Source organism: Burkholderia cepacia, from assembly GCF_001718835.1.
Classification (GTDB): domain Bacteria; phylum Pseudomonadota; class Gammaproteobacteria; order Burkholderiales; family Burkholderiaceae; genus Burkholderia; species Burkholderia cepacia_F.
Window position 1 is genome coordinate 3,050,205 of the sequence record NZ_CP013444.1, and the last position, 24,315, is coordinate 3,074,519.

General features: G+C 67.6%; 23 protein-coding genes and 1 pseudogene. 11 read left to right on the top strand and 13 right to left on the bottom strand.

Features of this window, described 5'->3' with window-relative positions; translation table 11 throughout:
- Nucleotides 1-62: 62 nt before the first annotated feature.
- From WT26_RS33360 to WT26_RS33375, 4 genes are all read left to right on the top strand, one after another.
- Nucleotides 63-1,034 carry an ornithine cyclodeaminase family protein gene (locus tag WT26_RS33360; protein WP_069274935.1) on the top strand — a complete coding sequence of 324 codons (972 nt, stop codon included), beginning with the start codon at nt 63-65 and terminating at the stop codon, nt 1,032-1,034.
- Between the two features lie 24 nt (nt 1,035-1,058).
- Complete coding sequence (locus tag WT26_RS33365; RefSeq protein WP_069271699.1) at nt 1,059-2,030, top strand: threo-3-hydroxy-L-aspartate ammonia-lyase; 972 nt, start codon at nt 1,059-1,061, stop codon at nt 2,028-2,030.
- A 65-nt stretch (nt 2,031-2,095) separates the two neighbouring features.
- Nucleotides 2,096-2,572: a YbaK/prolyl-tRNA synthetase associated domain-containing protein gene (locus WT26_RS33370; protein ID WP_177313466.1), complete on the top strand. Its 477-nt coding sequence runs from the start codon at nt 2,096-2,098 to the stop codon at nt 2,570-2,572.
- The gene (locus WT26_RS33375; protein WP_059917614.1) at nt 2,563-3,285 is read left to right on the top strand and encodes an HAD family hydrolase; all 723 of its coding nucleotides are present in this window, start codon (nt 2,563-2,565) and stop codon (nt 3,283-3,285) included. The genes WT26_RS33370 and WT26_RS33375 overlap by 10 nt, the downstream gene beginning before the upstream one ends.
- 74 nt (nt 3,286-3,359) lie before the next feature.
- Here the strand turns inward: WT26_RS33375 and WT26_RS33380 are convergent, their stop codons facing one another.
- Nucleotides 3,360-4,937 carry an aldehyde dehydrogenase (NADP(+)) gene (locus tag WT26_RS33380; protein WP_069274936.1) on the bottom strand — a complete coding sequence of 526 codons (1,578 nt, stop codon included), beginning with the start codon at nt 4,935-4,937 and terminating at the stop codon, nt 3,360-3,362.
- Between the two features lie 227 nt (nt 4,938-5,164).
- On the opposite strand from WT26_RS33380, the gene WT26_RS33385 reads away from it, so the two are divergent.
- A complete protein-coding gene (locus WT26_RS33385; RefSeq protein WP_069274937.1) occupies nt 5,165-6,541 on the top strand; it encodes an MFS transporter in 1,377 nt (458 codons plus the stop codon).
- A 36-nt stretch (nt 6,542-6,577) separates the two neighbouring features.
- Here the strand turns inward: WT26_RS33385 and WT26_RS33390 are convergent, their stop codons facing one another.
- The 3 genes from WT26_RS33390 to WT26_RS33400 form a co-directional block, all read right to left on the bottom strand.
- Nucleotides 6,578-7,303 (bottom strand): site-2 protease family protein, encoded by a 726-nt coding sequence (locus WT26_RS33390; protein ID WP_069274938.1) that lies wholly within the window; start codon nt 7,301-7,303, stop codon nt 6,578-6,580.
- Nucleotides 7,300-8,244, bottom strand: coding sequence for a DUF2167 domain-containing protein (locus WT26_RS33395; protein WP_069274939.1), 945 nt, complete (start codon nt 8,242-8,244; stop codon nt 7,300-7,302). Before WT26_RS33395 ends, WT26_RS33390 begins: the two co-directional genes overlap by 4 nt.
- A gap of 131 nt (nt 8,245-8,375) precedes the next feature.
- Nucleotides 8,376-9,002 (bottom strand): LysE family translocator, encoded by a 627-nt coding sequence (locus tag WT26_RS33400; protein ID WP_069274940.1) that lies wholly within the window; start codon nt 9,000-9,002, stop codon nt 8,376-8,378.
- A 132-nt stretch (nt 9,003-9,134) separates the two neighbouring features.
- Here WT26_RS33400 and WT26_RS33405 point away from each other — a divergent pair, with 132 nt between their 5' ends.
- A complete protein-coding gene (locus tag WT26_RS33405; protein ID WP_069274941.1) occupies nt 9,135-9,599 on the top strand; it encodes an Lrp/AsnC family transcriptional regulator in 465 nt (154 codons plus the stop codon).
- Nucleotides 9,600-9,636: 37 nt separating this feature from the next.
- On the opposite strand, the gene WT26_RS33410 is transcribed toward WT26_RS33405, so the two are convergent.
- The 8 genes from WT26_RS33410 to WT26_RS37870 form a co-directional block, all read right to left on the bottom strand.
- Nucleotides 9,637-10,851: an acyl-CoA dehydrogenase family protein gene (locus tag WT26_RS33410; protein WP_069274942.1), complete on the bottom strand. Its 1,215-nt coding sequence runs from the start codon at nt 10,849-10,851 to the stop codon at nt 9,637-9,639.
- The gene (locus tag WT26_RS33415) at nt 10,848-11,699 is read right to left on the bottom strand and encodes a hypothetical protein (protein ID WP_069274943.1); all 852 of its coding nucleotides are present in this window, start codon (nt 11,697-11,699) and stop codon (nt 10,848-10,850) included. Before WT26_RS33415 ends, WT26_RS33410 begins: the two co-directional genes overlap by 4 nt.
- A 55-nt stretch (nt 11,700-11,754) precedes the next feature.
- Nucleotides 11,755-12,411: a methionine ABC transporter permease gene (locus WT26_RS33420; RefSeq protein WP_069274944.1), complete on the bottom strand. Its 657-nt coding sequence runs from the start codon at nt 12,409-12,411 to the stop codon at nt 11,755-11,757.
- A complete protein-coding gene (locus tag WT26_RS33425) occupies nt 12,404-13,570 on the bottom strand; it encodes a methionine ABC transporter ATP-binding protein (RefSeq protein WP_069274945.1) in 1,167 nt (388 codons plus the stop codon). The genes WT26_RS33420 and WT26_RS33425 overlap by 8 nt, the downstream gene beginning before the upstream one ends.
- Before the next feature lie 18 nt (nt 13,571-13,588).
- Entirely contained in the window at nt 13,589-14,992 is a 1,404-nt protein-coding gene (locus WT26_RS33430; RefSeq protein WP_069274946.1) for an LLM class flavin-dependent oxidoreductase, read from the bottom strand.
- 15 nt (nt 14,993-15,007) lie between these two features.
- Nucleotides 15,008-15,847 (bottom strand): MetQ/NlpA family ABC transporter substrate-binding protein, encoded by an 840-nt coding sequence (locus tag WT26_RS33435; RefSeq protein WP_069274947.1) that lies wholly within the window; start codon nt 15,845-15,847, stop codon nt 15,008-15,010.
- Nucleotides 15,848-16,063: 216 nt separating this feature from the next.
- The gene (locus WT26_RS33445) at nt 16,064-16,435 is read right to left on the bottom strand and encodes a DUF7079 family protein (protein ID WP_155123282.1); all 372 of its coding nucleotides are present in this window, start codon (nt 16,433-16,435) and stop codon (nt 16,064-16,066) included.
- Entirely contained in the window at nt 16,435-17,193 is a 759-nt protein-coding gene (locus WT26_RS37870) for a hypothetical protein (RefSeq protein WP_155123283.1), read from the bottom strand. The genes WT26_RS33445 and WT26_RS37870 overlap by 1 nt, the downstream gene beginning before the upstream one ends.
- Nucleotides 17,194-17,567: 374 nt before the next feature.
- On the opposite strand from WT26_RS37870, the gene WT26_RS33450 reads away from it, so the two are divergent.
- The 5 genes and pseudogenes from WT26_RS33450 to WT26_RS33470 all read left to right on the top strand — a co-directional run bounded on the left by WT26_RS33450 (nt 17,568) and on the right by WT26_RS33470 (nt 23,690).
- Nucleotides 17,568-18,932 (top strand): 2-hydroxycarboxylate transporter family protein, encoded by a 1,365-nt coding sequence (locus tag WT26_RS33450; protein ID WP_069274949.1) that lies wholly within the window; start codon nt 17,568-17,570, stop codon nt 18,930-18,932.
- A gap of 107 nt (nt 18,933-19,039) precedes the next feature.
- A pseudogene (locus WT26_RS33455) lies at nt 19,040-20,919 on the top strand (sensor histidine kinase).
- Nucleotides 20,909-22,261, top strand: coding sequence for a sigma-54-dependent transcriptional regulator (locus WT26_RS33460; RefSeq protein WP_069274950.1), 1,353 nt, complete (start codon nt 20,909-20,911; stop codon nt 22,259-22,261). The pseudogene WT26_RS33455 and the gene WT26_RS33460 overlap by 11 nt, the downstream one beginning before the upstream one ends.
- A gap of 47 nt (nt 22,262-22,308) precedes the next feature.
- Nucleotides 22,309-22,638 (top strand): DUF3579 domain-containing protein, encoded by a 330-nt coding sequence (locus WT26_RS33465; RefSeq protein WP_069274951.1) that lies wholly within the window; start codon nt 22,309-22,311, stop codon nt 22,636-22,638.
- Between the two features lie 200 nt (nt 22,639-22,838).
- A complete protein-coding gene (locus tag WT26_RS33470; RefSeq protein WP_069274952.1) occupies nt 22,839-23,690 on the top strand; it encodes an alpha/beta fold hydrolase in 852 nt (283 codons plus the stop codon).
- A 132-nt stretch (nt 23,691-23,822) separates the two neighbouring features.
- Here WT26_RS33470 and WT26_RS33475 read toward each other — a convergent pair whose 3' ends face one another.
- The gene (locus WT26_RS33475) at nt 23,823-24,263 is read right to left on the bottom strand and encodes a PACE efflux transporter (RefSeq protein WP_069275230.1); all 441 of its coding nucleotides are present in this window, start codon (nt 24,261-24,263) and stop codon (nt 23,823-23,825) included.
- Nucleotides 24,264-24,315: the final 52 nt, after the last annotated feature.

Consider the following 24,315-nt stretch of genomic DNA (forward strand, 5'->3'; position numbering starts at 1 on the left):
CTAAGTTTAGACACACTGCCAAAACTCTCGACTGGCATTGCGCCAGAGAAGCTGACCTGACGATGCCGACAGACGCCCGACTCCTGCTTCTCGACCGCGATGCCGTCGAACCCGCCCTCGAGGCCGCGCAAGTGACGGCCGCGGTTCGCGAAGCCTTCGTGCTGCACAGTCAACGGGCCGGGCGCGTGTTTCCGGTGGTTCGCGAGAAGCTGCACACGGGCGGCGTGTTCGGGATCAAGTCGGGCGACGTTGCGCGCCAGGATCTGCTCGGCTTCAAGGCGGCCGGGTTCTGGCCCGGCAACCGGGCGCGCGGCGGCGAACCGCATCAGGCCACCGTCGCGCTGTTCGATCCGGCCACGGGCCGCCCGCTGTGCATCATGGACGGCAATGCGATCACCACTGCGCGAACCGGTGCCGCCGGCGGCCTCGGGCTGCAACTGCTCGCGCGTCGCGACAGCACGCGAATCTGCGTGTTCGGCACGGGCGTGCAGGCGCGCGTCCAGCTCGACTACGCGCTCGGGCGGCTGCCGCAACGGTGCACGGTGCGGTACGTGAACGTCGGCGGCGAGCCGGAGCCGGGGTTCGAAGCGGCATTCCGGGGCCAATGCGCGATCCGCGCGGCACGGGACCGCCACGATGCGGTGGCGAACAGCGACGTGGTCATCACCGCGACGCCGGGCGGCGGCGCGCTGTTCGACGCGGGTGCGGTGCAGCCGGGCACCCACCTGACCTGCGTCGGCGCCGACACGGCCGGCAAGCGCGAGCTTCCGGCAGGCGTGCTGGCGCGTGCGCGCATTGTCGTCGACGACCGGGAGCAGGCGCGCAGCATCGGCGAGTGCCAGTGGGCGCCGGCGCTGCCGTGCACCGAAATCGGCGACCTTCTGGCGGGAACGGCGTCCATCGATCGCTCGTCGAGCGATATCACGGTATTCGACATGACTGGGCTCGCGCTGCAGGACTTGACGGTCGCGCGTTTCCTTTATGATCAGGCCATCGAAAACGGAGCCGGCATCTCCGTTCCATGGCCTTGGTGAAAACATCTGACCAGCGAATCTCACATGACCACGACTTTCGAACTTCCCACCTTCGCCGACGTCGAGGCAGCGGCAACGCGCATCGCCGGCATTGCACATCGCACGCCCGTTCACACGTCGCGCACGCTGAACCAACTGATCGGCGCGGAGGTGTTCGTCAAGTGCGAGAATTTTCAGCGCATGGGCGCCTTCAAGTTTCGGGGCGCCTTCAACGCGCTGTCGAAATTTTCGCCGGAACAGCGCAAGGCCGGCGTCGTCGCGTTCTCCTCCGGGAACCACGCGCAGGGCATCGCCCTTTCCGCGCAGATCCTGGGCATCCCGGCAACGATCGTGATGCCGCACGATGCGCCTGCGTCGAAGATCGCGGCGACCAAAGGATACGGCGCCGACGTCGTCGTTTACGACCGCTATGCAGAGGATCGCGAAGCAATCGGCCGCCGCCTCGCCGACGAGCAGGGCCTCACGCTGATTCCGCCTTACGACCACCCGGACGTGCTCGCCGGACAAGGCACGGCCGCGAAGGAGTTGTTCGACGAGGTGGGCGCGCTCGATGCGCTGTTCGTGCCGATGGGCGGCGGCGGGCTGCTCTCCGGCACTGCGCTGTCGACCCGGGCGCTCGCGCCGCAATGCGAGTTGTACGGCGTCGAACCGGAAGCCGGGAACGATGGTCAGCGCTCGCTGCGCAGCGGACAAATCGTGCACATCGATACGCCCAAGACGATCGCCGATGGCGCGCAAACCCAGCACATCGGGAACTACACGTTCGCCATCATCAAGCGCGATGTGAACGATATCCTCACCGCGTCGGATGCCGATCTGGTGAACGCGATGAAGTTTTTCGCGACGCGCGTGAAGATGATCGTGGAGCCGACCGGATGCCTCGGACTGGCCGCCGCGCTGAATGCGAAGGAATCGCTCAAGGGCAAGCGCGTCGGCATCATCGTCAGCGGCGGCAATATCGACCTCGAACGATTCTGCTCGCTCGTCACGTCGTAAGCGACGGCGCCGGGCGGTGCGATTCTGGTGACGCAACCTGCAATGTGTCGGGACAATTGAATAGCATGTCATCCATTTACGAAAAGCTGGTCGCGTTGCTCGACCGTGAAGGCGCCAGGTATCGGGTGATCGAACACCCGGCGGAGGGACGCTCCGACCTGGTTGCGGCCATTCGCGGGACATCACCGGGGCAAGGCGCGAAAGCGATGCTGTGCAGGGGCAAGGATGCCGGGCAGGCGTTGATTCTCGCGATCCTTCCCGGCGACAGGAAGCTGGACTTCAAGAAGGTCGCCGCAGCGGCCGGGCTCAAGAAGGCCACGCTCGCGTCAGCCGACGAAGCGCAGCACGAAACCGGATGCGCGATCGGGGCGATCCCGCCGTTCTCGTTCTCGTCGGCCATCAAGCTGATCGTCGATCCGGATCTGATCGGCAGCTTCGACGAGATCGCGTTCAACGCCGGCCGGCTCGACCGATCCATCGTGCTCAGTTCGGCCGATTACGTCCGGATCGCCAATCCGCTCCTTCAGCCGCTATGCGTCTAGGCAAGGTATCCGCCATCTCGTTCGACCTCGACGACACCCTGTGGCCGTTCGGGCCGGCCGTCGAGCGGGCCGAAGCGACGCTGCATGCATGGCTGCTCGAGCACGCGCCCAATACGGCGCGCATCCTGCCGACGCGGCAAGCGCTGAGCCAGTTGCGCACCGAGTACGAGCGCTCGCGCCCCGACCTCGTCAACGACTATCGTGCGCTGCGAATCGGTTCGATCAGGCTCGCGCTGGAGCGGGCGAGGGAAGATGTCGACCTGGCCGAACACGCATACCGCGTGTTCTTTTCCGCCCGGCAGCAGGTCGAGTTTTACGACGACGTCCGGCCGGCGCTGGCGTGGCTGAGCGCCAGGTTTCCGCTCATCGCCGTGACGAACGGCAACGCGGACCTCCGGCTGACCGGCGGCAGCGAGTTCTTTCGTGAAACGTTCAGTGCGGGCGCGCTGGGCACCGCGAAGCCCGAGCCCGAAATATTCCATGCGGCCGCGAAGGCGGCGAACGTGCATCCCGCGGAGTTGCTTCACGTGGGCGACGATTTTCATCTCGACGTTCTCGGGGCATTGAACGCCGGGCTGCAGGCTGCGTGGCTGGTTCGCCGGAATCATCCCGAGATGGAGCGCCTGCAGCCCGACACCCGCTCCCCGCACCTCACCATTCACGACTTGTCGATGCTGTGTCGGGCCCTCGGCGGACCGGTCGACTTGTCTTGATCGTGATACGGGGAACGGCACGATAGCGCCCGCGAGCGGGCGCCGTCGTCTTCAAGGTTTTCGCCGGTCCGCGCTCACGCCGCGCTGCCGTCCCGCAGCCGCGGAATCGCGAGCGGATTCTTCTCCTGCAACCCTTCCGGCAGCAGATCGTCCGGAAAATCCTGGTAGCACACCGGGCGCAGGAAACGATCGATCGCCGTCGCACCGACCGACGTGACGGCCGGGTTCGACGTCGCGGGGAACGGCCCGCCGTGCACCATCGCGTCACACACCTCGACGCCGGTCGGGTAGCCGTTCACGAGCAGGCGCCCGGCCTTGCGTTCGAGGATCGGCAGCAGCCGGCGGGCGAGCGGCTTGTCGTCGGCGTCCATCTGCAGCGTGGCCGTGAGCTGGCCCTCGAGCGCGTCGAGCACGCGCGCGACTTCGTCGAGATCGCGGCAGCGCACGATGAGCGACGCCGGCCCGAACACCTCGTGGCTGAACGCCGGCTCGGCCAGGAACGCCTGCGCGGACACCTCGAACAGCGCGCCGCTCACGTCGCAGGCGCCCTGCGCGGCCTCGCCCGCGCCGATTTCGCGCACACCCGGCAGCTCGGCCAGCTTGCCGCGGCCGTTGCGATACGCATCGGCGATCCCGGGCGTGAGCATCACGCCGGCCGGCTTCTTCGCGAGCGCCTGCGCGGCGGTCGCGGCAAAGCGGTCGAGGTCGGGGCCGTCGATCGCCAGCACGAGGCCCGGGTTGGTACAGAACTGGCCGACGCCGAGCGTCAGCGAATCGACGAAACCCGTCGCGATCGCGTCGCCGCGCGCGGCGAGCGCCGCCGGGAACAGCACGACAGGGTTGATGCTGCTCATTTCCGCGTAGACGGGAATCGGCTGCGGGCGGGCGTTCGCGAGCTGCACGAGCGCCATGCCGCCCTGCCGCGACCCCGTGAAGCCGACGGCCTGGACCGCCGGATGGCCGACGAGCGCCGCGCCAATCACGCGGCCGGGGCCGATCAGCAGCGAGAACACGCCGGCCGGCATCCCGGTTTTCGCGACGGCGGCGCGAATCGCGCGGCCGACCAGTTCGGACGTGCCGAGGTGCGCCTCGTGCGCCTTCACGATCACCGGGCAGCCGGCCGCGAGCGCCGACGCCGTATCGCCGCCGGCCACCGAGAACGCGAGCGGGAAATTGCTCGCACCGAACACGACGACCGGCCCGAGCCCGACTTTCTGCAGCCGCAGGTCCGCGCGCGGCAGCGGCGTGCGGGCAGGCTGCGCAGGATCGATCGACGCGGCGAGGAAGCGGCCGTCGCGCACGACACGCGCGAACAGCCGGAGCTGGCCGACGGTGCGGCCGCGCTCACCCTGCAGCCGCGCGACGGGCAGGCCCGTTTCGGCGTGCGCGCGCTCGATCAGCGTGTCGCCGAGCGCGACGATTTCGTCCGCGATCGCGTCGAGAAACGCCGCGCGGGCCGCGAGCGGCTGCGCACGGTACGCGTCGAACGCGTCGCGCGCGAGTTCGCATGCGCGCTCGATGTCGGCCTGCGCCGCGACGCCGAACGCCGGCGCGTCGATCGGCGCGCCCTTCGACGGGTCGAACGCGCGCAAGGTACCGGCCGAGCCGGCGACCGCTTCGGCGCCGATCAGCATCTCTCCTGTCAGTTGCATGGGTGTACTCCGTGGTTCGGGAATGATGGGTTCATTGTAGCCCAACAGATACGATGTCTGCCGACTAGATTTTGGCGTATCGCGTTCGAACCGCGAGCCATGCCGCGACTGAAGAGCCGTCTAAATAGTGGGATTTCGCGGCGCCAGCGAGAGGGAAAACCCGGGTTACGCCGCGCGGCCGCTCGTCACTAAACTGCACGCCATGTCATACGACGACGTACATTAAAGTGCCTAATCAGACCACCTCTCGCGATCTTCCGCTCGACCTCTCGCGCACCGCGCGCCGGACCGCCGTGCGCTACTGGATCCTGGCGATGCTGTTCGTCGTCACGACGCTCAACTATGCGGACCGCGCGACGCTGTCGATCACCGGCACGCCGATCCGCAAGGCATTCGGCATCGATCCGGTGACGATGGGCTACATCTTCTCGGCGTTCAGCTGGGCGTACGTGCTCGCGCAACTGCCGAGCGGCTGGCTGCTCGACCGCTTCGGCGCGCGCCGCGTGTACGCGGCCAGCATCTTCCTGTGGTCAGCGTTCACGCTGCTGCAGAGCACGATCGGGCTCGGCGGCAGCGCCGCGTTCGCGGTCGCCGCGCTGTTCGCGATGCGCTTCGCGGTCGGTATCGCCGAGGCGCCCGCCTTTCCCGCGAACGCGAAAGTCGTCGCGAGCTGGTTCCCGACCGCCGAGCGCGGCACCGCGTCGGCGATCTTCAACGCCGCGCAGTACTTCGCGGCGGTCGTGTTCTCGCCGCTGATGGCGTGGCTCACGCATGCGTACGGCTGGCACCACGTGTATCTTTGGCTCGGCCTCGCGGGCATCGCGCTCGCGTTCCTGTGGCTGCGGGTCGTGAAGGATCCGGCCGACCATCCGGCCGTGAACCGCGCGGAACTCGAGCACATCGAGCAGGGCGGCGGCCTCGTGCGCACGAACGCACGCGGCAACGGCGCGCCTGTCGAGCGCAACAAGGTCGCGGGCTGGTACTACGTGCGCCAGCTGCTGTCGAACCGGATGCTGATCGGCGTGTATCTCGGCCAGTACTGCGTGAACGTGCTCACCTATTTCTTCCTCACGTGGTTCCCGATCTATCTCGTGCAGGCGCGCGGGATGTCGCTGCTGAAGGCCGGCTTCATGACGTCGCTGCCCGCGATCTGCGGGTTCCTCGGCGGGGTGCTCGGCGGGATGCTGTCGGACGGGCTGATCCGCCGCGGCGTGTCGCTCACGCTCGCACGCAAGATCCCGATCGTCGGCGGGATGGCGCTGTCGATGGTCATCATCGGCTGCAACTACGTCGACAGCGAAGCGCTCGTGATCGTGCTGATGGCCGTGTCGTTCTTCGGCAAGGGCATCGGCTCGCTCGGCTGGGCGGTCGTCGCGGATACCGCGCCGAAGGAAGCGATCGGCCTGTCGGGCAGCCTGTTCAACATGTTCGGCAACACGGCCGGCATCGTCGCGCCGATCGCGATCGGCTACCTCGTCGGCGCGAGCGGCTCGTTCAACGGCGCACTCGTGTTCGTCGGGCTGAATGCGCTCGTCACCGTGTTCAGCTATCTCGTGATCGTGAAGGACATCCGGCGCGTCGAGCTGCGTCATCGCGACGCGTGAAGGTTCGGCGGCCGCCATGCGCGGCCGCCGCCTGCATCAGCTCGCGGAACGCACGGCGCGCAGCATGTCGTGCACGCCGGACGTCATCAGCGCGAGGAACGCGAGCAGGCCGACGTAGCAGAGCGCGTAGGTCGTCTTCGTCTCGATCGACGTCGCGTAGTACACGCGGTTCTCCGGCGCGTCGGGATCGTAGCGCCACGCGCGCTTGAGCTGCGGCAGCGCGAGGATCGCCATCACGATCAGCAGCGGGCTCGGGCGATACACGAACAGCGCGATCAGCACGGGCACGCCCGCGAACCAGATGCGCGGCGACAGCACCGCGGTGATCCGCCCGCCGTCGAACGGCGACAGCGGAATCATGTTGAACAGGTTCAAAAAGAAGCCCGTGTACGACAGCGCGAGCAGCAGGTTGCTGTCGTAGTGGCGCGCGGCCGCGTAGCAGGCCAGCGCACCGAGCGTGCCGACGAACGGCCCGGCGAGCCCGACATACGCGTCGGTTTCCGCGTCGTGCGGCATCTCCTTCAGCTGGATCCACGCGCCGACGAACGGGATGAAGGTCGGCAGCCCGACGTCGAGCCCGCGCCGCTGCGCGGCCACGTAGTGGCCGGCCTCGTGCACCAGCAGCAGTGCCACGAAACCGGCCGCGAAACGCCAGCCGTAGAACAGCGCGTAGACCGCGATCGACGCGAGCATGGTGCCCGCCGACACGAGCACCTTGCCGAGCTTGAGGCCGCCGAAGATCAGCAGCAACAGCTTCGTCATTCCTTGCGCTCCGCGTCGGCCGCGTCGGCAATCGCGGGGGCGGCGGCGGCCTTCGGCTTGCGCCCGAAGAAGCGTTTCAGCGCGGCGCCGCCGGCCAGCAGCGCAACCGCGCCGACCTTGAAGAACTTCACCGCGAACGCGCCGATCAGCGCGAGCAGGCCGAGCTTCTTCGCGCCGACGCCGACGATCAGCGCCGCGAGGCCATACTCGGCGACGTGGTCGGTCGACTTGTTGAAATCCGCGTAGCGCTTGCCGTCGTTGAAGCGGATGTTCGACAGCAACTCGTCCGCCGACGCCTTGTATTTCGGCAGATCGGCGAGCGTCGACGCCATCGTCAGCGACAGGTAGCCGTCGCGGCCGAGCACGAGCGTCCGGTAGTTCACGCCGTCGTTCCCGGCGTTCGGGGCCGCGCCCTTGTCACGGATGATCGCGGACCATACGAGCCGGTGCTTGTTGGCGTCGTACGCCGGAGGCTGCGCCCAGCCGACCACCTCGGTTTCGGGCAGGCCGCGTTCCTTGCGCGACGCGTTGCCCTCCTCGGTGCCCTCCTTCAGGCTCGCGAGCAGCTCGTCGGGTTTCCAGTCCTTCGCGTCGTCGTCGCGGATATAGCCGCTCGGTTCGAACGACACGACCGAGATCCAGTCGGCGTCGGGATCGTCGGGCAGCACGAGGCCGACCAGCTTCGACTCGTCGACGGTGTTGCCCATCGAGCGCAGGTAGCGGCCGGCTTCGGCGGCCGGCACGAATGCTTCGCCCTGCGTCAGCTTCAGCACCGCCTGGTGCTTCAGGTCGATATCGGCCGGCCCCTTCACGACGGCCTTGTTCAAGGCCGCCGACGCGGCCCTCATTTCCACCTGCGCGGCTTCGGTCTGGGCGCGGCCGGTCGTGGCGGCGAGCGCGAGGAACGCCGTGCAGGCGATCAGTGCGACTGTCTTTTTCATTCTTCAATTCCCCCGGGAATGGCTTGTCGTCGATGTGCGCGGCTGCCGGTGCGGCACCGCCTCTCAGGTTGCACGGCGCAATGGTACCGCAGCGCCCGGCCGCGGCACGGCGCTTGCCCCCGGAGTACGCGTCACCGCCGCTCGAGCGCCAGCTTCACACCAAGCCCCAACAGCACCACCCCGCTGACGCGGTGCATGCGCGTCAGGATCCGCGGGTTGCGGCGGATCGATGCGGACAGCAGGCCGGCGAATACCGCAACGGGCCCCTTGACGAGGAACGTCAGGCCGGCAAACGTCGCGCCCAGCTCGAACAGCGACAGCATCGGATGCGCAGCGCCCGCCGGCACGAACTGCGGCAGGAACGCCAGGTAGAACAGCGCGACCTTCGGATTCGACACGTTGGACAGCGCGCCTTGTGCGAACGTACGCAGCCGCGATGCCTGCGCGCGGCCGCCGCTGGACAACGTCAGCTCTCCCGACGAACGCAGCAACGTGATGCCGAGGTACAGCAGGTACAGCGCGCCGATCACTTTCAGCGCCGTGAACAGCCATTCGGATGCCTTAAGAAGCGCGCCCAGCCCGAGCGTCGCGAGCATCGTATGCACGAGCAGCCCGACGCTGACGCCCGCGGCCGTCACGAGGCCCGCGCGCGTACCGCCGGACAGCGTACGAGACATCACGAGCACCATGTCCTGGCCCGGCGTGACGATGATCAAAAGGGAGGTGGCCAGGAACGGCAACCACGAGACGTGCAGCATCGGACGACTCCTGAAAGGGTGGACAGTCGTCAGATTATGGCCATCCTCCCGGAGCGATTGGATGCAATCTTGGCCATGATCGGCTACGAATTTGGCGCTATTCTCCAATATTCACGATCATGGTAGTGAATCATGCCAATCAAGCTCGATGCGATCGACCGGCGCATTCTGCGTGCATTGCAACAGAATTCGAACCAGACGAATGCCGAACTCGCGCAGCGGGCCGGGCTGTCCGCCACGCCCTGCCTGCGCCGCGTTCACCTGCTCGAGGAACAGGGCGTGATCGACGCGTATGTCGCGCTGCTGAATCCCGCGGCCGTCGAGTTGAGGTTGACGGCCTTCGTGCGCGTCACGCTCGAGCGCCAGGACAAGACGACGGTCGAACGCTTCGCGCGGGAAATCGAAAAAGCGCCCGAAGTGCTCGAATGCCACCTGATGGCCGGCAGCTACGACTATCTGCTGCGCGTGATCGCCCGCGATCTCGACGACTACCAGCGCTTCCAGATGGAAACGCTCACGCAGATCGAAGGCGTGCGCAACGTCGAGACCGAGATTCCGCTGAAGCGGATCAAGCAGACGACCCGTCTTCCGATCTAGAAGCGGATACGTCGAACGCCGCACGCGTTCGTCACGGTCACGTATACAGCGACGCTTCGGGCAACGCCCCCGTCAACGCGAACCGGCCGACGTCACGCAGCCGGTAGTCGAGCGGATCGTGCAGCGTATGCGTGCGCGCGTTCCGCCAGAAGCGGTCGAGGCCGAGCGACGCGGCCGTCGCGCGTGCGCCGCATGCGTCGAACAGCGCCTCGCCGTTGTCGAGCGCCGCGCGCTGCGCGACGATCTTCGCCTCCGATACCGCGAGCGCCGCCTCGGCGCGCTCGTCCGCCGTCAGCGCATCCCGCCGCGCCCACGCATGCTGCAACGCGGTGGCCGCGCGGTCGGCCAGCGCCGCCGCGGCGATCGCCCGCACGCGCATGTCGCCGAAGCGCTGCAGCGTGTACGGATCGTCGCTCGCCTGCGCGACGTCCGACTGTATCCATGGGCGGCCATGCTTGAGCACGTAGTCGCGCGCTTCCGCCAGCGCACCTTCCGCGAGCCCGACGAACAGGTTCGTCAGCACCAGCTGCGACACGAGCGTGCGCAGCGTCGCGCGCGGTGTCGGCGGTGCCTCGGAGCGGTGCAGCACCTCGTCCGGCGCGAGCGTCACGCCGTCGAAGTTCACGCTGCCGCTGTCGGTCTGGCGCTGGCCGATCGGATCCCAGTCTTCGTTGACCGTGATCCCCGCGCGATCGGTCGGCACCACGCCGAACACGGTACGGCCCGCTTGTTGCGGATCGTGCGCGGACACCGTCATGCGCTGCGAGCCGCGCGTGCCCGAACAGAAACCCTTCACGCCGTCGAGCCGGTAGCCGCCGTCGGGCGTCGCCGTGGCCACCAGCCGCGTGTCGAGCGGGTTGACCGCATTGCCCCACCACCAGCCATGCTCGACCGTGCCGCGCAGATAGCGTTCGCGCTGTGCCGCGCTGCCCCACACGTCGACGCTCACCACCTGCAGGATCTGGAACCCGACCAGATGCGCGAGCGCGCTGTCGACGCGCGCGATCCGCCGGATCGTGTCGTAGATCTCGGGCCACGCGGCTTCCCGCCCGCCGAACGCACGCGGCACCGCGAGCGTCAGCAGGCCCGCGTCGGCGAGCCACTGCTTTTCGTGCGCGGCGTGGCCGCCCGCGCGATCGCGCGCGGCGGCGGTTTCGCGCAGCGTTTCGATGACGCGCGCCAGTGCGTCCGGATCGACGGCTGACACCTCCGTTGCAGCGGCGAGCGTCGCCGGGCCGCGTGGATCGTTCATGCGACGGCTTCCTGTTCGTGGGTCGAGACAGCGTCCGACAACGGCACGAGTTTCCCGAGTTCGCGCCTGCCGGTCAACCGCGCGAGGATCTCGCGCCGCCAGTCGTCGTAGATCGCGCGGTATTCGGCGATATCCGCGCCGAACACGTGCGCGGTGTGCGCGTACTCGTCGTGCAGGTAACCGTCGAGCCGCGCCTGCGTTTCCTCGTCGGCCGCGATCACGCGATCGATCAGCGCGTCGCGTTCGGCCGTCGGCAGCGCCTTCAACGTGTCGAACCACCACTGGACGATCTGCACGCGATGCCACTCCTCGTCCGGACGGATGCGGTTCTCGCCGTGCTCGCGCATCGCGCCGTCGGCGATACGGCCGGTCTTGCGCTGGATCCACAGCTTCGCGAGGATGTGCAGCTCGTAGTGCCACTCGAACGCGAGAAAGCCCGCGACGTCGCGCACCGCGATGTCGCCGATGCGCGCCCAGTGCGCGGCGACGAGCCGGTCGATTTCCGGCAGCGGATCGCGCCCCGTCAGTTCGGTCACGCGCTCGCGGCCGATCACCGCGTGCGCGCCGTCGTCGCCGAGCTGGCGCGACAGGATCAGCTGGAAATGCGGATCGTCGCGGAACAGCGTGTCGATCGCCTTCGCGACGACCTGCACGATGAACAGGTCGTGCGACGCCATCTTCGTGTAGTAATCGGCGACGGCGGCCAGTTCGTCGTCATTGCGCGGCTCGCGCGGCGGCACGGCCAGCTTGGCCGGGAAGCCCGGACGATGGCGTCGCGCCACGTCGAGAAACAGCGCTTCCTCGAATTGTCCGTTCCATTCGCGCGGCGCGCCGATGGGCAAGGTCATGATGTATCGGTCTCTCAGGATCGTTGAAAAGGCGAGCGGACGCTCGTGGCGTCGCTCAGGTACGCCGGGTCACGCGTCGGACCAGGCGGTCGCCCGTGATTTGCACGGCCGAAACGAGTGCGATCAGGATCACGATCACGGTCGCCATGACGGTCGTGTCGAAACGCTGATAGCCGTAGCGGATCGCGAGATCGCCGAGCCCGCCCGCGCCGACGGCCCCCGCCATCGCGGTCGAGCCGATCAGCGCGACGACGGTGATCGTGAAGCCGCCGAGCATGCCGGGCAGCGCCTCGGGCAGCAGCACGTGCCAGACGATGTGGCGGCGCTTCGCGCCCATCGCGAGCGCGGCCTCGATCAGCCCGCGATCGACTTCGCGCAGGCTCACCTCGGCGATCCGCGCGAAGAACGGGATTGCGGCGATCGACAGCGGCACGACGGCCGCCCATACGCCGATCGTCGTGCCGATCAGCATGCGCGTGAACGGCAGCAGCGCGACCAGCAGGATGATGAACGGCGTCGAGCGGAACACGTTGACGAGCGCGCCGAGCACCGCGTTCGCGCCGCGCCGCTCGTAGATGCCGCCGGGCGCGGTCGTCACGAGGATCACCGCGAGCGGGATGCCGATCAGCGCCGCGATCGCGGCCGACGCGGCGACCATCGACAGCGTGTCGCGGATCGCGTCGAGCAGTTCGGGCCACCAGAGGTCAAACATAGCCGAGCACCTCCGCGTGATTCGCATGGCGGCGCGCGCGTTCGAGCAGCGCGGCGAGCGCGCCGGGCGCGTGCGCGTCGGCCGCCGCCGCGATCACGAGCCGCCCTTGCGCATGCCCCTGGATCCGCTCGATCCCGCCGTGCAGGAACCGCACCGAGCCGCCGAGCGCCGCCGCGAGCGCGCCGACATCCGGCTCGCCGCCGCTCTCGCCCGTATAACGGACGTCGAGCACGACCTGCGCACCGTCGGGCAGCGCGGCCTGCTCGGGCAGCGGCCGCACGCGCGCGGCCAGTTCGGCCGGCAGGTCGTGCACGAGCGTGCTGAGCAGCGCGCGCGTCGCGCCGTGGCGCGGATCGCCGAACACGCGCCACACGGGGCCCGTTTCGACGACTTCGCCCTGTTCGATCACCGCGACCGTGTCGCACACCGCGCGGATCACTTCCATCTCGTGCGTGATCAGCACGATCGTCAGCCCGAGGCGGCGGTTGATGTCGGCGAGCAGCGCGAGAATCGACTGCGTCGTCTCGGGATCGAGTGCCGACGTCGCCTCGTCGCACAGCAGCACCTCGGGATCGTGCACGAGCGCGCGGGCAATGCCGACGCGCTGCTTCTGCCCGCCCGACAGGCTGGCCGGATACGCGTCGCGTTTCGCGGCGAGCCCGACGAGTTCGAGCAGCGCCTCGACCTTGCGCACGCGCTCGGCCTTCGGCACGCCGGCGATCTTCAGCGGCAGCGCGACGTTCTCGAACACCGTCTTCGCGGACAGCAGGTTGAAATGCTGGAACACCATGCCGGTGCGGCGCCGCAGCGCGACGAGCCCGTCCTCGTCGAGCGCGCCGACGTCGACGCCCTGCACGCGCACGCGGCCCGAGCTCGGCCGTTCGAGCCCGTTCACGAGCCGCAGCAACGTCGACTTCCCGGCGCCGCTGCGGCCGATGATCCCGAATACCTCGCCGCGACGCACGTCGAGCGTCACGTCGCGCAGCGCGGCGGCCTGGCCGCGCGGCGTCGCGAACACCTTGCCGACCTGCTCCAGCGACACGGCGACGCCGTTCGTGGCCTCAGCGTCGGCCCGATCGGCCGCGCGCGCATGCGCGTCACGGCCGGCACGCACGGCCGATGCGTCGACGAAACCCAGCGTATCGAACAATTGCGTCATCGCTTCGCTCCGTCTCGTTCAGGCATGCGCCGGCTCGTGCGCGGCCGCCGGCCGGTGCTGCGCGCCCGTATGCCACGCGGGCAGGCGCGGGCCCGCGCCGAACAGCTTCTCGCGCAGCGTCGGCGCGGGATCGTAGTCTTCCTTGTAGACGCCGCGGTTCTGCAACTCGGGCACGACCCAGTCGACGAAATCCTCGAACGACTCGGGCATCACGGTGCGTGTGAGGTTGAAGCCGTCGATGCCCGTCTCGTCGATCCACGACTGCAGCTCGTCCGCGACCTGCGACGGCGAGCCGACGATCGGCGCATACCGGCCGCCGAGCGACATCTGTTCGAGCATCCGCCGCACGGTCCACGTGCCGGTCGTGCTCTTGCGCGAGATCGCGTCGACGGCCGACTGGATCGAGTCGGTCTTCACGTACGAGATCGGCTCGTCGAGGCCGTACTTCGCGAAGTCGATGCCGGTCGAGCTCGCGAAATGCGCGAGGCCGGCTTCGGGGCTCGCGTAGCGCCGGTATTCGTCGAACTTCTCTCGTGCGAGAAGTTCGGTCTCCGCCGTCACGACGCTCACGCCCGCGAAGATCCTGATCGACGCCGGGTCGCGCCCCTGCCGCGCGGCAGCCGCACGGATGTCGAGCGCCGCCGCACGCGCGGCGGCCTTGCTCTGCCCGTTCACGAACACGCATTCGGCGTGACGGCCCGCGAACTCGACGCCGCGCGCGGACGAGCCGGCCTGGTACAGCACCGGCGTGCGCTGCAGCGACGGCTCGCTCAGGTGGATCGCATCGATCGAATAGAACGGCCCGTCGTGCTTCACGCGCCGCACCTTGCCCGGCTGCGCGAACACGCGCGCCTGCGCATCGCGGATCACCGCGTCGTCGTCCCAGCTCTGCTCCCACAGCTTGTAGACGACGTCCATGTAGTCGTCCGCGCGCTCGTAGCGGTCGTCGTGGCCGATCTGCTGCGCGAGGCCCATCCCGCGTGCGGCGCTGTCGAGATAGCCGGTGACGATGTTCCAGCCCACGCGCCCTTTCGTCAGGTGATCGAGCGTCGACATGCGGCGCGCGAACAGGTAAGGCGGCTCGTAGGTGAGGTTCGCGGTCACGCCGAAGCCGAGATGCTTCGTGACCTGCGCCATCGCGGGCACCAGCAGCAGCGGATCGTTGACGGGCACCTGCACCGATTCGCGCAGCGCGGCATCGGGGCCGCCGCCGAACACGTCGTACACGCCGACGATGTCCGCGAGGAAGATCCCGTCGAACTTGCCGCGTTCGAGCGTCTTCGCGAGGTCGGCCCAGTAGTCGAGATCGGTGTAGTGCGCGGAGCGGTCGCGCGGATGCGTCCACAGCCCGTGGTTGATGTGCCCGACGCAGTTCATGTTGAACGCGTTGAGCAGGATCTTCTTGCGGTTCGCCGTCGTCATGTATACGCGCCTCCGTCACCACGCGATCGCGTACAGCGAGCCGAACGCGTTGTCGAGCGCACGGCGCACGGCCGGCGACTGCTGGTAGATCGCGATGAACTTGCGGATGCGCGGATCGTTCACGCTGTCCGGCCGCACGACCCACTGGATCGCGAAGATCTTGTTCTCGGTGCCGTCGAACAGCAGCGCGCTGTTCGGGTCGGTCGTGCCGGCGAGCTTGATGAAGCTCGGGTAGCCCTGCGCGAGATCGACGTCGTCGAGCGAACGCGCGAGCTGCGACGCCTCGAGCGGGATGATCTTCAGGTGCTTCGGGTTCGACACGATGTCGTGCGTCGTCGCGCGGTAGTCGGCGCCCGGCTTCAGCGTGATGAGCCCCGCGCGCTGCAGCAGCAGCAACCCGCGCCCGCCGTTCACCGGATCGTTCGCGATCGCGACCTTCGCGCCGTCCTTCAGCTCGCTGAAGCTTTTGACCTTCTTCGAATAGAGGCCGATCTTCATGATCGTGCCGGGCGCGATCGACACGAAGTTGTAGCCGCCCTGCTTGTTCGCGTTCTCGAGGAACGGGATGTGCTGGAAGTAGTTGACGTCGATGTCCTTGTTCGCGAGCGCCGCGTTCGGCGTATTCCAGTCGGTGAATTCGACGATCTTCACGTCGAGCCCCTGCGCCTTCGCCTCCCTGGCGGCGACCTTCAGCGCCTCGATCTGCGGGCTCGTCGAAATGCCGACCTTCAGCGGCGCGGGTTCGGCCTGCGCGCCGGCCAGCAGGGCCGCGCCGAGCAGCGCGGCGGCCAGCAGGCGGACGAAGCGCGCGAACGACCGGAAAGAAAAGCGGGCGGAAAAAACGGCATGCAGCATGGGAACCACTCTCCTGTCCAAAGACGGTATCGACGGATGAGCGAAGCCGCGGCGAACGCGCGGGCGTTCTCCGGACAAGGGTCAAGCGCGTCGGAAAAGGATCAGCCGATGATAGAGAGCGGAGCGGGGACGGTCTACGAAGCGATTGTGCGAAGAAAATCGCACCAGGAGATATGGGCGGCGCGCGTCAAGGTAGCTGCCGCCTCATTCATGCTGTCAGGGGAGTAGCGACCGGACCTTGTCCCACCGGATATCGACGGGCACCGGAAGCTTACGTGTCACGAAGCGCTTCAATAGCATCTGCAAACCGTTGCGCGGGTGCACCAGGTAAGCGCGAATGTCGGTGGTCACTTCGTCCAGGGTCCAGCCATCCATTTCATAAGGCATCGCCAAAGCAGAAATGTTATGCCGATAGACTGGCGCGACCTCTTCCCTGAGTATGTGTTCAAGCTCGTCAAGCGAATATCCGGAGGTCTGCAGAATGCCCGCGACCCACTTATAGTCGTGGTCCTGCAATTCGCGGCCGACGAAGAGTTCGGCTAGCGCTTGCCACACGGGGGCGCGGCGCTTCGTGTCAAATGGTTCCATCACGGTGTTATCGGCCGGGTTCGTGGGTATAGCGTACCAAAGGCAGCGTCCGCACCATAAGCTGCCAGCATGCCTCCCACGAACCCGACAACGGCGACACATACCGGTGCGGTAGCAGCGCATAGGCCACCAGCCACCGCAGCCGCGCCAGTTGCCCAGCCACCGACAATTCCGGCGCCGGCCAAGGTTCCTTGTCGAGCAACTTCGCGCGGCTTGTTGTCCGATTCCGCGACTTCATAAGCGGCGATCGCCAGCGATACGAGCAGCGCACGCCGACCGGCACTCCCCATTTTCTCAGCCAGTTTCATGATGTTTTGGTCTGGCCTGCCCGAGGCGCGAATGATGTCCGCATAGACGCTGGCTTGTTGCTGTTCAGATAACGCACCGAAAGGGATGCTGTACCGAACCTGCGCATATTTCTCGGCGAGAAATGAAAGGGAGCGCCCCTTTCCTTTGATACGGGTCGCATAGGCGCGAATCACAGGACTGCTGCGAAGGCGCGATAACTCCATGATCTGGTTCCGCATCGCGCGAGCCTGTTCTGCCGCATCCCGCATCGAAAGTCGACCAGAGTAGGCCGCTAGCCGGAACTCGTTGGCGGCGGCGGCAATGTCTTTTGCATACCGCGTGCGAGCGCGTGCATCGCTGATACATGTTGCCGAGAACTGGGCTGCCGTTGCTTGTAGCTCAGCTAGTGCGATTTCGAGAGATTTGCTGTCGCCAGAATCGATGACTCCGGGTGGATTTGACATTGGCATGGCCCCCTTTCCTTTCAAATTAATAACACAAGGTTATCTGATCTGATATGAGATGCCTCTCAAAAAAACAAGCACGATGAACTGCCGCGCCCCAAGGTAGTTGTCGCCTCATTCATGCCGGGGGCTACGTATCCGTGGCAAGCGACGCCATAGCGGCGACCGACATCAGGCTGAAATCTCGGCCCGGCCGACTGGCGGAATTCCGAAACATCGGAACGACCACCCTGCACCCCTTTCCGCAGACAAAACAATTCCTTTAAAAATCAATGATCTGCAGACGCGCCGGCAGTCCCGTTTCTGGCACGGACGTTGCGTAATAGTCCGCACACATGCCGCGAAGCAGCGCCGGCATTCCAAATCCAAGGAGACACGTCTTGCAGACCTCTACGTCCACCCCGATCCACGCGGAGCCGAGCGCCGCGCCCCGTTCCGACACGCGCACCCGTTTCTGGCCGCAAGGCTGGTGGAAGCTGATGGAAATCCGCATCGGCATCATTCCGCTGCCCGTCTACTTCATCCTGCTCGCGCTGATCGTCGGCTTCTCCGTCACCGGCAAGGTGCCCGGCGAGATCTCGATGGCGATCGCGGTGCTCGCGTTCTTCGGCTTCACCTGCGCGGAACTGGGCAAGCGCCTGCCGCTGCTGCGCAACATCGGCGCGGCCGCGATCTTCGCGACCTTCGTGCCGTCGGCGCTCACGTACTACCACGTGCTGCCGAAGCCGGTGCTGAACCTGACGGTCGAGTTCACGAAGTCGACCAACTTCCTGTACCTGTTCATCGCGTCGATCATCGTCGGCAGCATCCTGAGCATGGACCGGCGCGTGCTGATCCAGGGCTTCGTGAAGATCTTCATCCCGCTCGCGGCCGGCTCGGTCGCGGCCGCGATCGTCGGCACGGCGGTCGGCACCGCGCTCGGCCTCGGCGCACGCCACACGCTGCTGTACATCGTCGTGCCGATCATGGCGGGCGGCGTCGGCGAAGGCGCGATTCCGCTGTCGATCGGCTATTCGGAACTGATGCACCTGCCGCAGGGCGAGATGTTCGCGATGGTGCTGCCGCCGGTGATGCTCGGCAGCCTGACCGCGATCATCCTGTCGGGCGCGCTCGACATGCTCGGCAAGCGCTTCCCGCACCTGACGGGCAACGGCCGCCTGCAGGTCGGCGAATCGGGCGACATGACGCCCGAGAACGAGGAAATCCGCGGCCACGTCGACGTGTCGCACATCGCGGGCGCCGGCATCACGGCGATCACGCTGTACCTGGTCGGCCTGATGGCGCACAAGCTGTTCGGCCTGCCCGCGCCGGTCGCGATGCTGTTCCTCGCGGTGCTCGTGAAGCTCGCGCGCGCGGTGTCGCCGCCGCTGCAGGAAGGCGCGTTCGTCGTCTACAAGTTCTTCTCGACCGCCGTCACGTATCCGCTGCTGTTCGCGATCGGCGTCGCGATGACGCCGTGGGACAAGCTGACCGCCGCGTTCACGATCGTCAATGTCGTCACGATCGTGTCGACCGTCGCGACGCTGATGGGCACCGGTTTCGTGGTCGGCCGCCTGATGAAGATGTACCCTATCGACACCGCAATCGTGAACGCGTGCCACAGCGGGCAAGGCGGCACCGGCGACGTCGCGATCCTGACTGCCGCGAACCGGATGCAGCTGATGCCGTTCGCGCAGATCGCGACGCGCATCGGCGGCGCGATCGTCGTCACGGTCACGCTGATCCTGATCGCACACTTCGGATGACGCGCCGCCGCGCGTCCGCTCGCGACGGCCACGTGATGCGCAGCGCCGCCGCCGGTTCGCCCGGCGCGCGGCGCGCGTGCATCCGGTAGCGCCGGCGGCGGGCTTCGATGAGGGCGAACGTGCAGAAGAGCTTCAAGGGAATCCCGTGGTGGGGCTGGGCGGCGGCGGTCGCGCTGTATGTCGGCGTGGCGGCCGCGGCCGTCGATTTCGCATGGGAACGCGCGATCGACGCGCTCGAGGAAACCGGCGCGCACCGGCTCGACCTGTATGCATCGAGCCTGAAGAGCGAGCTCGGCCGCTTCGAGATCCTGCCCGGCCTGGTCGCGCGGCAGGACCGCGTGCGCACGATGCTGAAAGCGGCGCCGGATGAATCTCCCGACCTGCTGCACACGGTCGACACCTACCTCGAAGCCGTGAACCGCGACGCGGGCAGCGGCGCGGTCGACGTGATCGACCTGCAGGGCGACGTGATCGCCGCCAGCAACTGGAACGAAACGCTCAGCTTCGTCGGCACCAACGTGTCGTACCGGCCGTATTTCAAGGACGCGCTCGCGCGCGGCAGCGGCCGCTTCTTCGGCATCGGCACCAATACCGGCATTCCCGGGCTGTATTTCGCGAGCGCGGTCCGCGACGACGGCCGGACGCTTGGAGCTGCAGCCGTCAAGGTCAGCGTCGATCCGCTCGAATCGGCGTGGCGCGCGCCGGGCGTCGCCGCGATGGTCGTCGACGGCAACGGCGTGGTCGTGATCTCGACCGAACCCGCCTGGAAATTCACCGCGCTGCGCCCGATCACCGCGCAGCAGCAGCGCGACATCCAGGCGTCGCGACAGTATGCGGGCCGCACGGTCGACGCGCTGCCGTACCGCCGCATCGGCGGCTGGAACGCCGCCGCGTGGCTCGGCGAGTTTCCCGACCTGCATCGCCCGGGACGCACCACGCGCTATCTCGTGATGTCGCGCCCCGCGCCGCAGGCCGGCGATTCGCTGATGGTGCTGCTCGACATCGCGGGAGCGCGGCGCCAGCAGCAGACGGCCTTCGTGTTCGTCACCGGCGCGTTCCTGATCGCCGCGCTGCTGGCCGGTTACGCGATCCAGCGCCGCCGCGCGATCGTCGCGCGGCTGAACGCGCAGGACGCGCTGCGGCGCGCGAACGACCGGCTCGAGCTGACCGTCGCGCAGCGCACGGCCGCGCTGACGGCCGCGAACGAACGGATGCAGCGCGAGATCGTCGAGCGCGAGCGCACCGAGCAGCGGCTGCGCGCGTCGCAGCAGGAGGTCGTGCATGCGGGCAAGCTCGCGGTGCTCGGGCAGATGGCCGCCGGCCTGACGCACGAGCTGAACCAGCCGCTCGTCGCGATCCGCACGCTGTGCGACAACGCGCGCACGTTCTTCGAGCGCGGCCAGCCGGCACCGGCGCTCGCCAATCTCGAACGGATCGGCAAGCTCGTCGACAGCATGGCCGTGCTCACCGGCGAGCTGAAGACCTTCGCGCGCAAGCCCGACGTCGAGCGCGTCGCGGTCTCGCTGAACGAGGCCGTCGCGCATGCGCGGCTCATCTACGATGCGCGGATCCGCGACGAAGGCGTGACGCTCGACGTGCGGATTCCGCCCGGCACGACCGTGTACGCGGAATCGAGCCAGTTGCAGCAGGTGATCGTGAACCTGCTCGGCAACGCGCTCGACGCGGTGCACGACGCCGCCGCGCGCACGATCGTCATCGAAGCCGGCGAGCCCGATCCGCAAGGCCGCGTGCGCTTCACGGTCGCCGACAGCGGCGCGGGCATCGCGCCCGAGGTGCTGCCGCACCTGTTCGAGCCGTTCGTCACGACCAAGCCGCGCGGCCAGGGCCTCGGGCTCGGCCTCGCGATCACGTCGCGCATCGTCGAGGCGTTCGGCGCGAAGATCGCCGCGACGGCGACGAAGGCGGCGCGCAGTTCAGTATCGAATTCGCGGCGGCAACGCTGCAAAGGACAGAGCATGGAAGATGAGATTCGGGTGCTGGTCGTCGAGGACGATGAAAACGTCCGGATCGGCGTCGAGCAGGCGGTGGCGCTGGCCGGCTTCGCGGTCGATGCCTTCGCGTCGGCCGCCGACGCGCTTCACCACGTCGCGCCCGGCGCGCCGGTCGTGATCGTGTCGGACGTGCGGATGCCGGGCATCGACGGGCTGCAGCTGCTCGATCGCGTGATGGCCATCGACGCGCAGATCCCGGTCGTGCTGATCAGCGGCCATGCCGATATCTCGACGGCCGTCGGCGCGATGCAGGTCGGCGCGTACGATTTCATCGAGAAGCCGTTCTCGTCGGACGTGATCGCGGGGCGTGTCGCGCGCGCGGTCGAGAAGCGCCGCCTGACGCTCGAGGTGCAGGGCCTGCGCGCGGCGCTGAACAACTGGCAGGGCATCGAGGCGTTCGTGCTCGGCAAGTCGCCCGCGATGGCCGACGTGCGCAAGAAGATCCTGCGTCTGGCCGATACGTCGGTGTCGGTGCTGATCACCGGCGAAACGGGCACCGGCAAGGAACTGATCGCGCGCAGCCTGCACGACTTCGGCGGCCGGCGCGACGCGCATTTCGTCGCGCTGAACTGTGGCGGCCTGCCCGAGCAGGTGTTCGAGAGCGAGCTGTTCGGCCACGAGGCCGGCGCGTTCACCGGCGCGATCAAGAAACGCATCGGCAAGATCGAATGGGCGGACGGCGGCACGCTGTTCCTCGACGAGATCGAGACGATGCCGGTTCCGCTGCAGGTCAAGATGCTGCGCGTGCTGCAGGAGCGCGTGGTCGAACGGCTCGGCGCAAACGAGCTGATTCCGGTGGACTGCCGCGTGATCGCCGCGTCGAAGGCCGATCTTGCCGAGCTCGCGGCCGACGGCCGCTTTCGCGCCGACCTTCTGTATCGCCTCAACGTCGCGCAGATCGAACTGCCGCCGCTGCGCGAGCGGCGCGAAGACGTGCCGCTGCTGTTCGAGCATTTCGTGCTCGCGGCCGCGCGGCGCTTCGGGCAGCCGGCGCCGGTCGTCACGGCTGCGCAGGTATCCGAACTGATGACGCACGCATGGCCCGGCAACGTGCGCGAGCTGCAGAACGTGGCCGACCGCTTCGTGCTCGGGCTGACCGGCGACAGCCTGCTGTCGTCCGGCGGCACGCCGGCCGCGGGCGGCACGCTCGCGGAACAGCTCGCGTACTTCGAGCGGATGCTGATCGAGGACATGCTGCAGCGTCACAACGGCAACGTCGCGGACGCGAGCGAAGCGCTCGGCATGCCGAAGAAGACGCTCTATCACAAGCTGCGCAACCTGCGCGGCGATGCGCCGGCTGAAGGCGGCAACGCGTAATGCATATGGACGGCGGCATACGGACGGCGAACGAGGATCGTACAGGCATGGATCGCTTCAACCTCACCGAGCAGGGCGTGACCGACGGCTATCTGATCCGCGGCGTCACGCGCGCGCGGAAAACCTTCCGCCCGAGCGACTGGCCCGAGCGCCTCGCGGGCGTCATCACGCTGTTCGTCGGCGAAAAGCGGCCGGGCTTCCCGAGCGCGCTGTCGCGGCTCGCGATGCCGGTCGTCGACGGCGGCGTCAAATGCCTGTTCGTGTCGGACGAATTGCGGGCCGTGTGCCCCGACGCATTCGAGTTCGCGATGCGGTTCGCCGACGACAACGACCTGCCGGTCGACGTACGCTCGGCACCCGGCTTCGCGGTGCGCTGACGGCGGGCGGCGCCCCGCCTTTCGTTTCGCATACAACCATCGGACAAATGCCCCGCCCGATCGAGCGCGCTCGCCCTGATCGGGCTTTGCGGGCTCGCCATCAATAAAATTGATCGTCACGATGAAAATTATGCGTTTTGCTTAAACGCCGCGGTCGGGCATAGTTGCGTCGTGTTGACGCACCTTCGAGTCTTTCAGTCATGAACATGCGAATCGAGCCGTCCGTGCTCGCGAACCCCGACCTGCAATTTGCGACGCTTTCGTCAGGCATCAGCCTGCCGTATGTCGAGCGGGGCAGCGGCGCGCCGATGGTGTTCGTGCACGGCTCGCTGTGCGACTACCGCTACTGGGATCCGCAGCTCGCGTCGCTGTCGGCCCACTACCGCTGCATCGCGCCGAGCCTCAGCCATTACTGGCCGGCCGTCGAAGCGGGCATCCAGGACGAGTTCAGCTGGCAGAACCACGTCGACGAGCTCGCCGAGTTCATCGACGCGCTCGATCTGGGGCCCGTGCATCTGGTCGGCCATTCGCGCGGCGGCAGCGTCGCGTTCAACGTCGCGCGCCAGCATCCGCACCTCGTCGAATCGCTGACGCTCGCCGATCCGGGCGGCCCGCTGCAACAGCCGGGCGTGCGCGAAGCCGCGCTGCCGGCCGCCGCGATCGCACTGCGCACGAAGGCCGTGAGCCTGATCGGGCAAGGCGACGTCGAAGCGGGCCTCGAGATGTTCGTCGATTCCGTGAGCCTGCCCGGCGCGTGGAAGAAAAGCACGTCGCGTTTCCGCACGATGGCGATCGACAACGCAAGCACGCTGCCGAAGCAGCTGCGCGACCCGCTGCCCGCGTATTCGCGCGATGCGGCTGCGGATGTCGCATGCCCCACGCTGCTGATCGACGGCCAGCGCAGCCCGAAGATGTTCCGCCACAACGTCGATACGCTGACGCAGTGGATCGGCAATGCGCAACGGCAGACCGTCGCCGGCGCATCGCACGGGATGAATGCCGCGGCGCCCGGCGCGTTCAATCGCTACGTTCACGAGTTCATCGCGGCGTAATCGTTCGGGCGGCGCGTTCGAACGGCGCGCCCGCTCTCTCTCCCGCCATGCGGCGCCGGTGCCGCGGTCCTGTAGATCTGCTTGCGCAGTTCGGCCGGCCGGCTGGCACGCGGCCCACCGGAGATACGCCGCCTACACCTGCGGCTCGACCTTCCGCGTGACCGCATCCGGCAGCCCGAACACGCTGTCGAACGCCCAGTTGTACGCGAACGTGAAGATCGGGAAGAACACGATCAGCACCGCGTCGTACAGGAACGCCTGCAGCAGCGACACGTCGAGCCGCCACGCGATCAGCGGGATCAGGAACGTCACGAGCGCGACCTGGAAGCCGACCGCATGCAGCACGCGGCGGCCGACCGTGCGCGTCGTCGCCGCGCTGCGCCGCTCCCACGCCTCGAACGCGAGGTTGTACAGGAAATTGACGGTGACGCCCGTCGTCGAGATCATCACCCCCAGCACGCCGCTTTTCGCGGCGTCCGCGCCGCTCAGCACGCCCAGCGTCGCGGACGCGATCAGGATGCCGAGCACCTCGAACATCACGACGTAGACTATGCGTCTCTTCCACCCTTGCATGACCATCCACCTTCGAATCTGACAAGGCGTCGAGACTAGCAGCGGCCCCGCG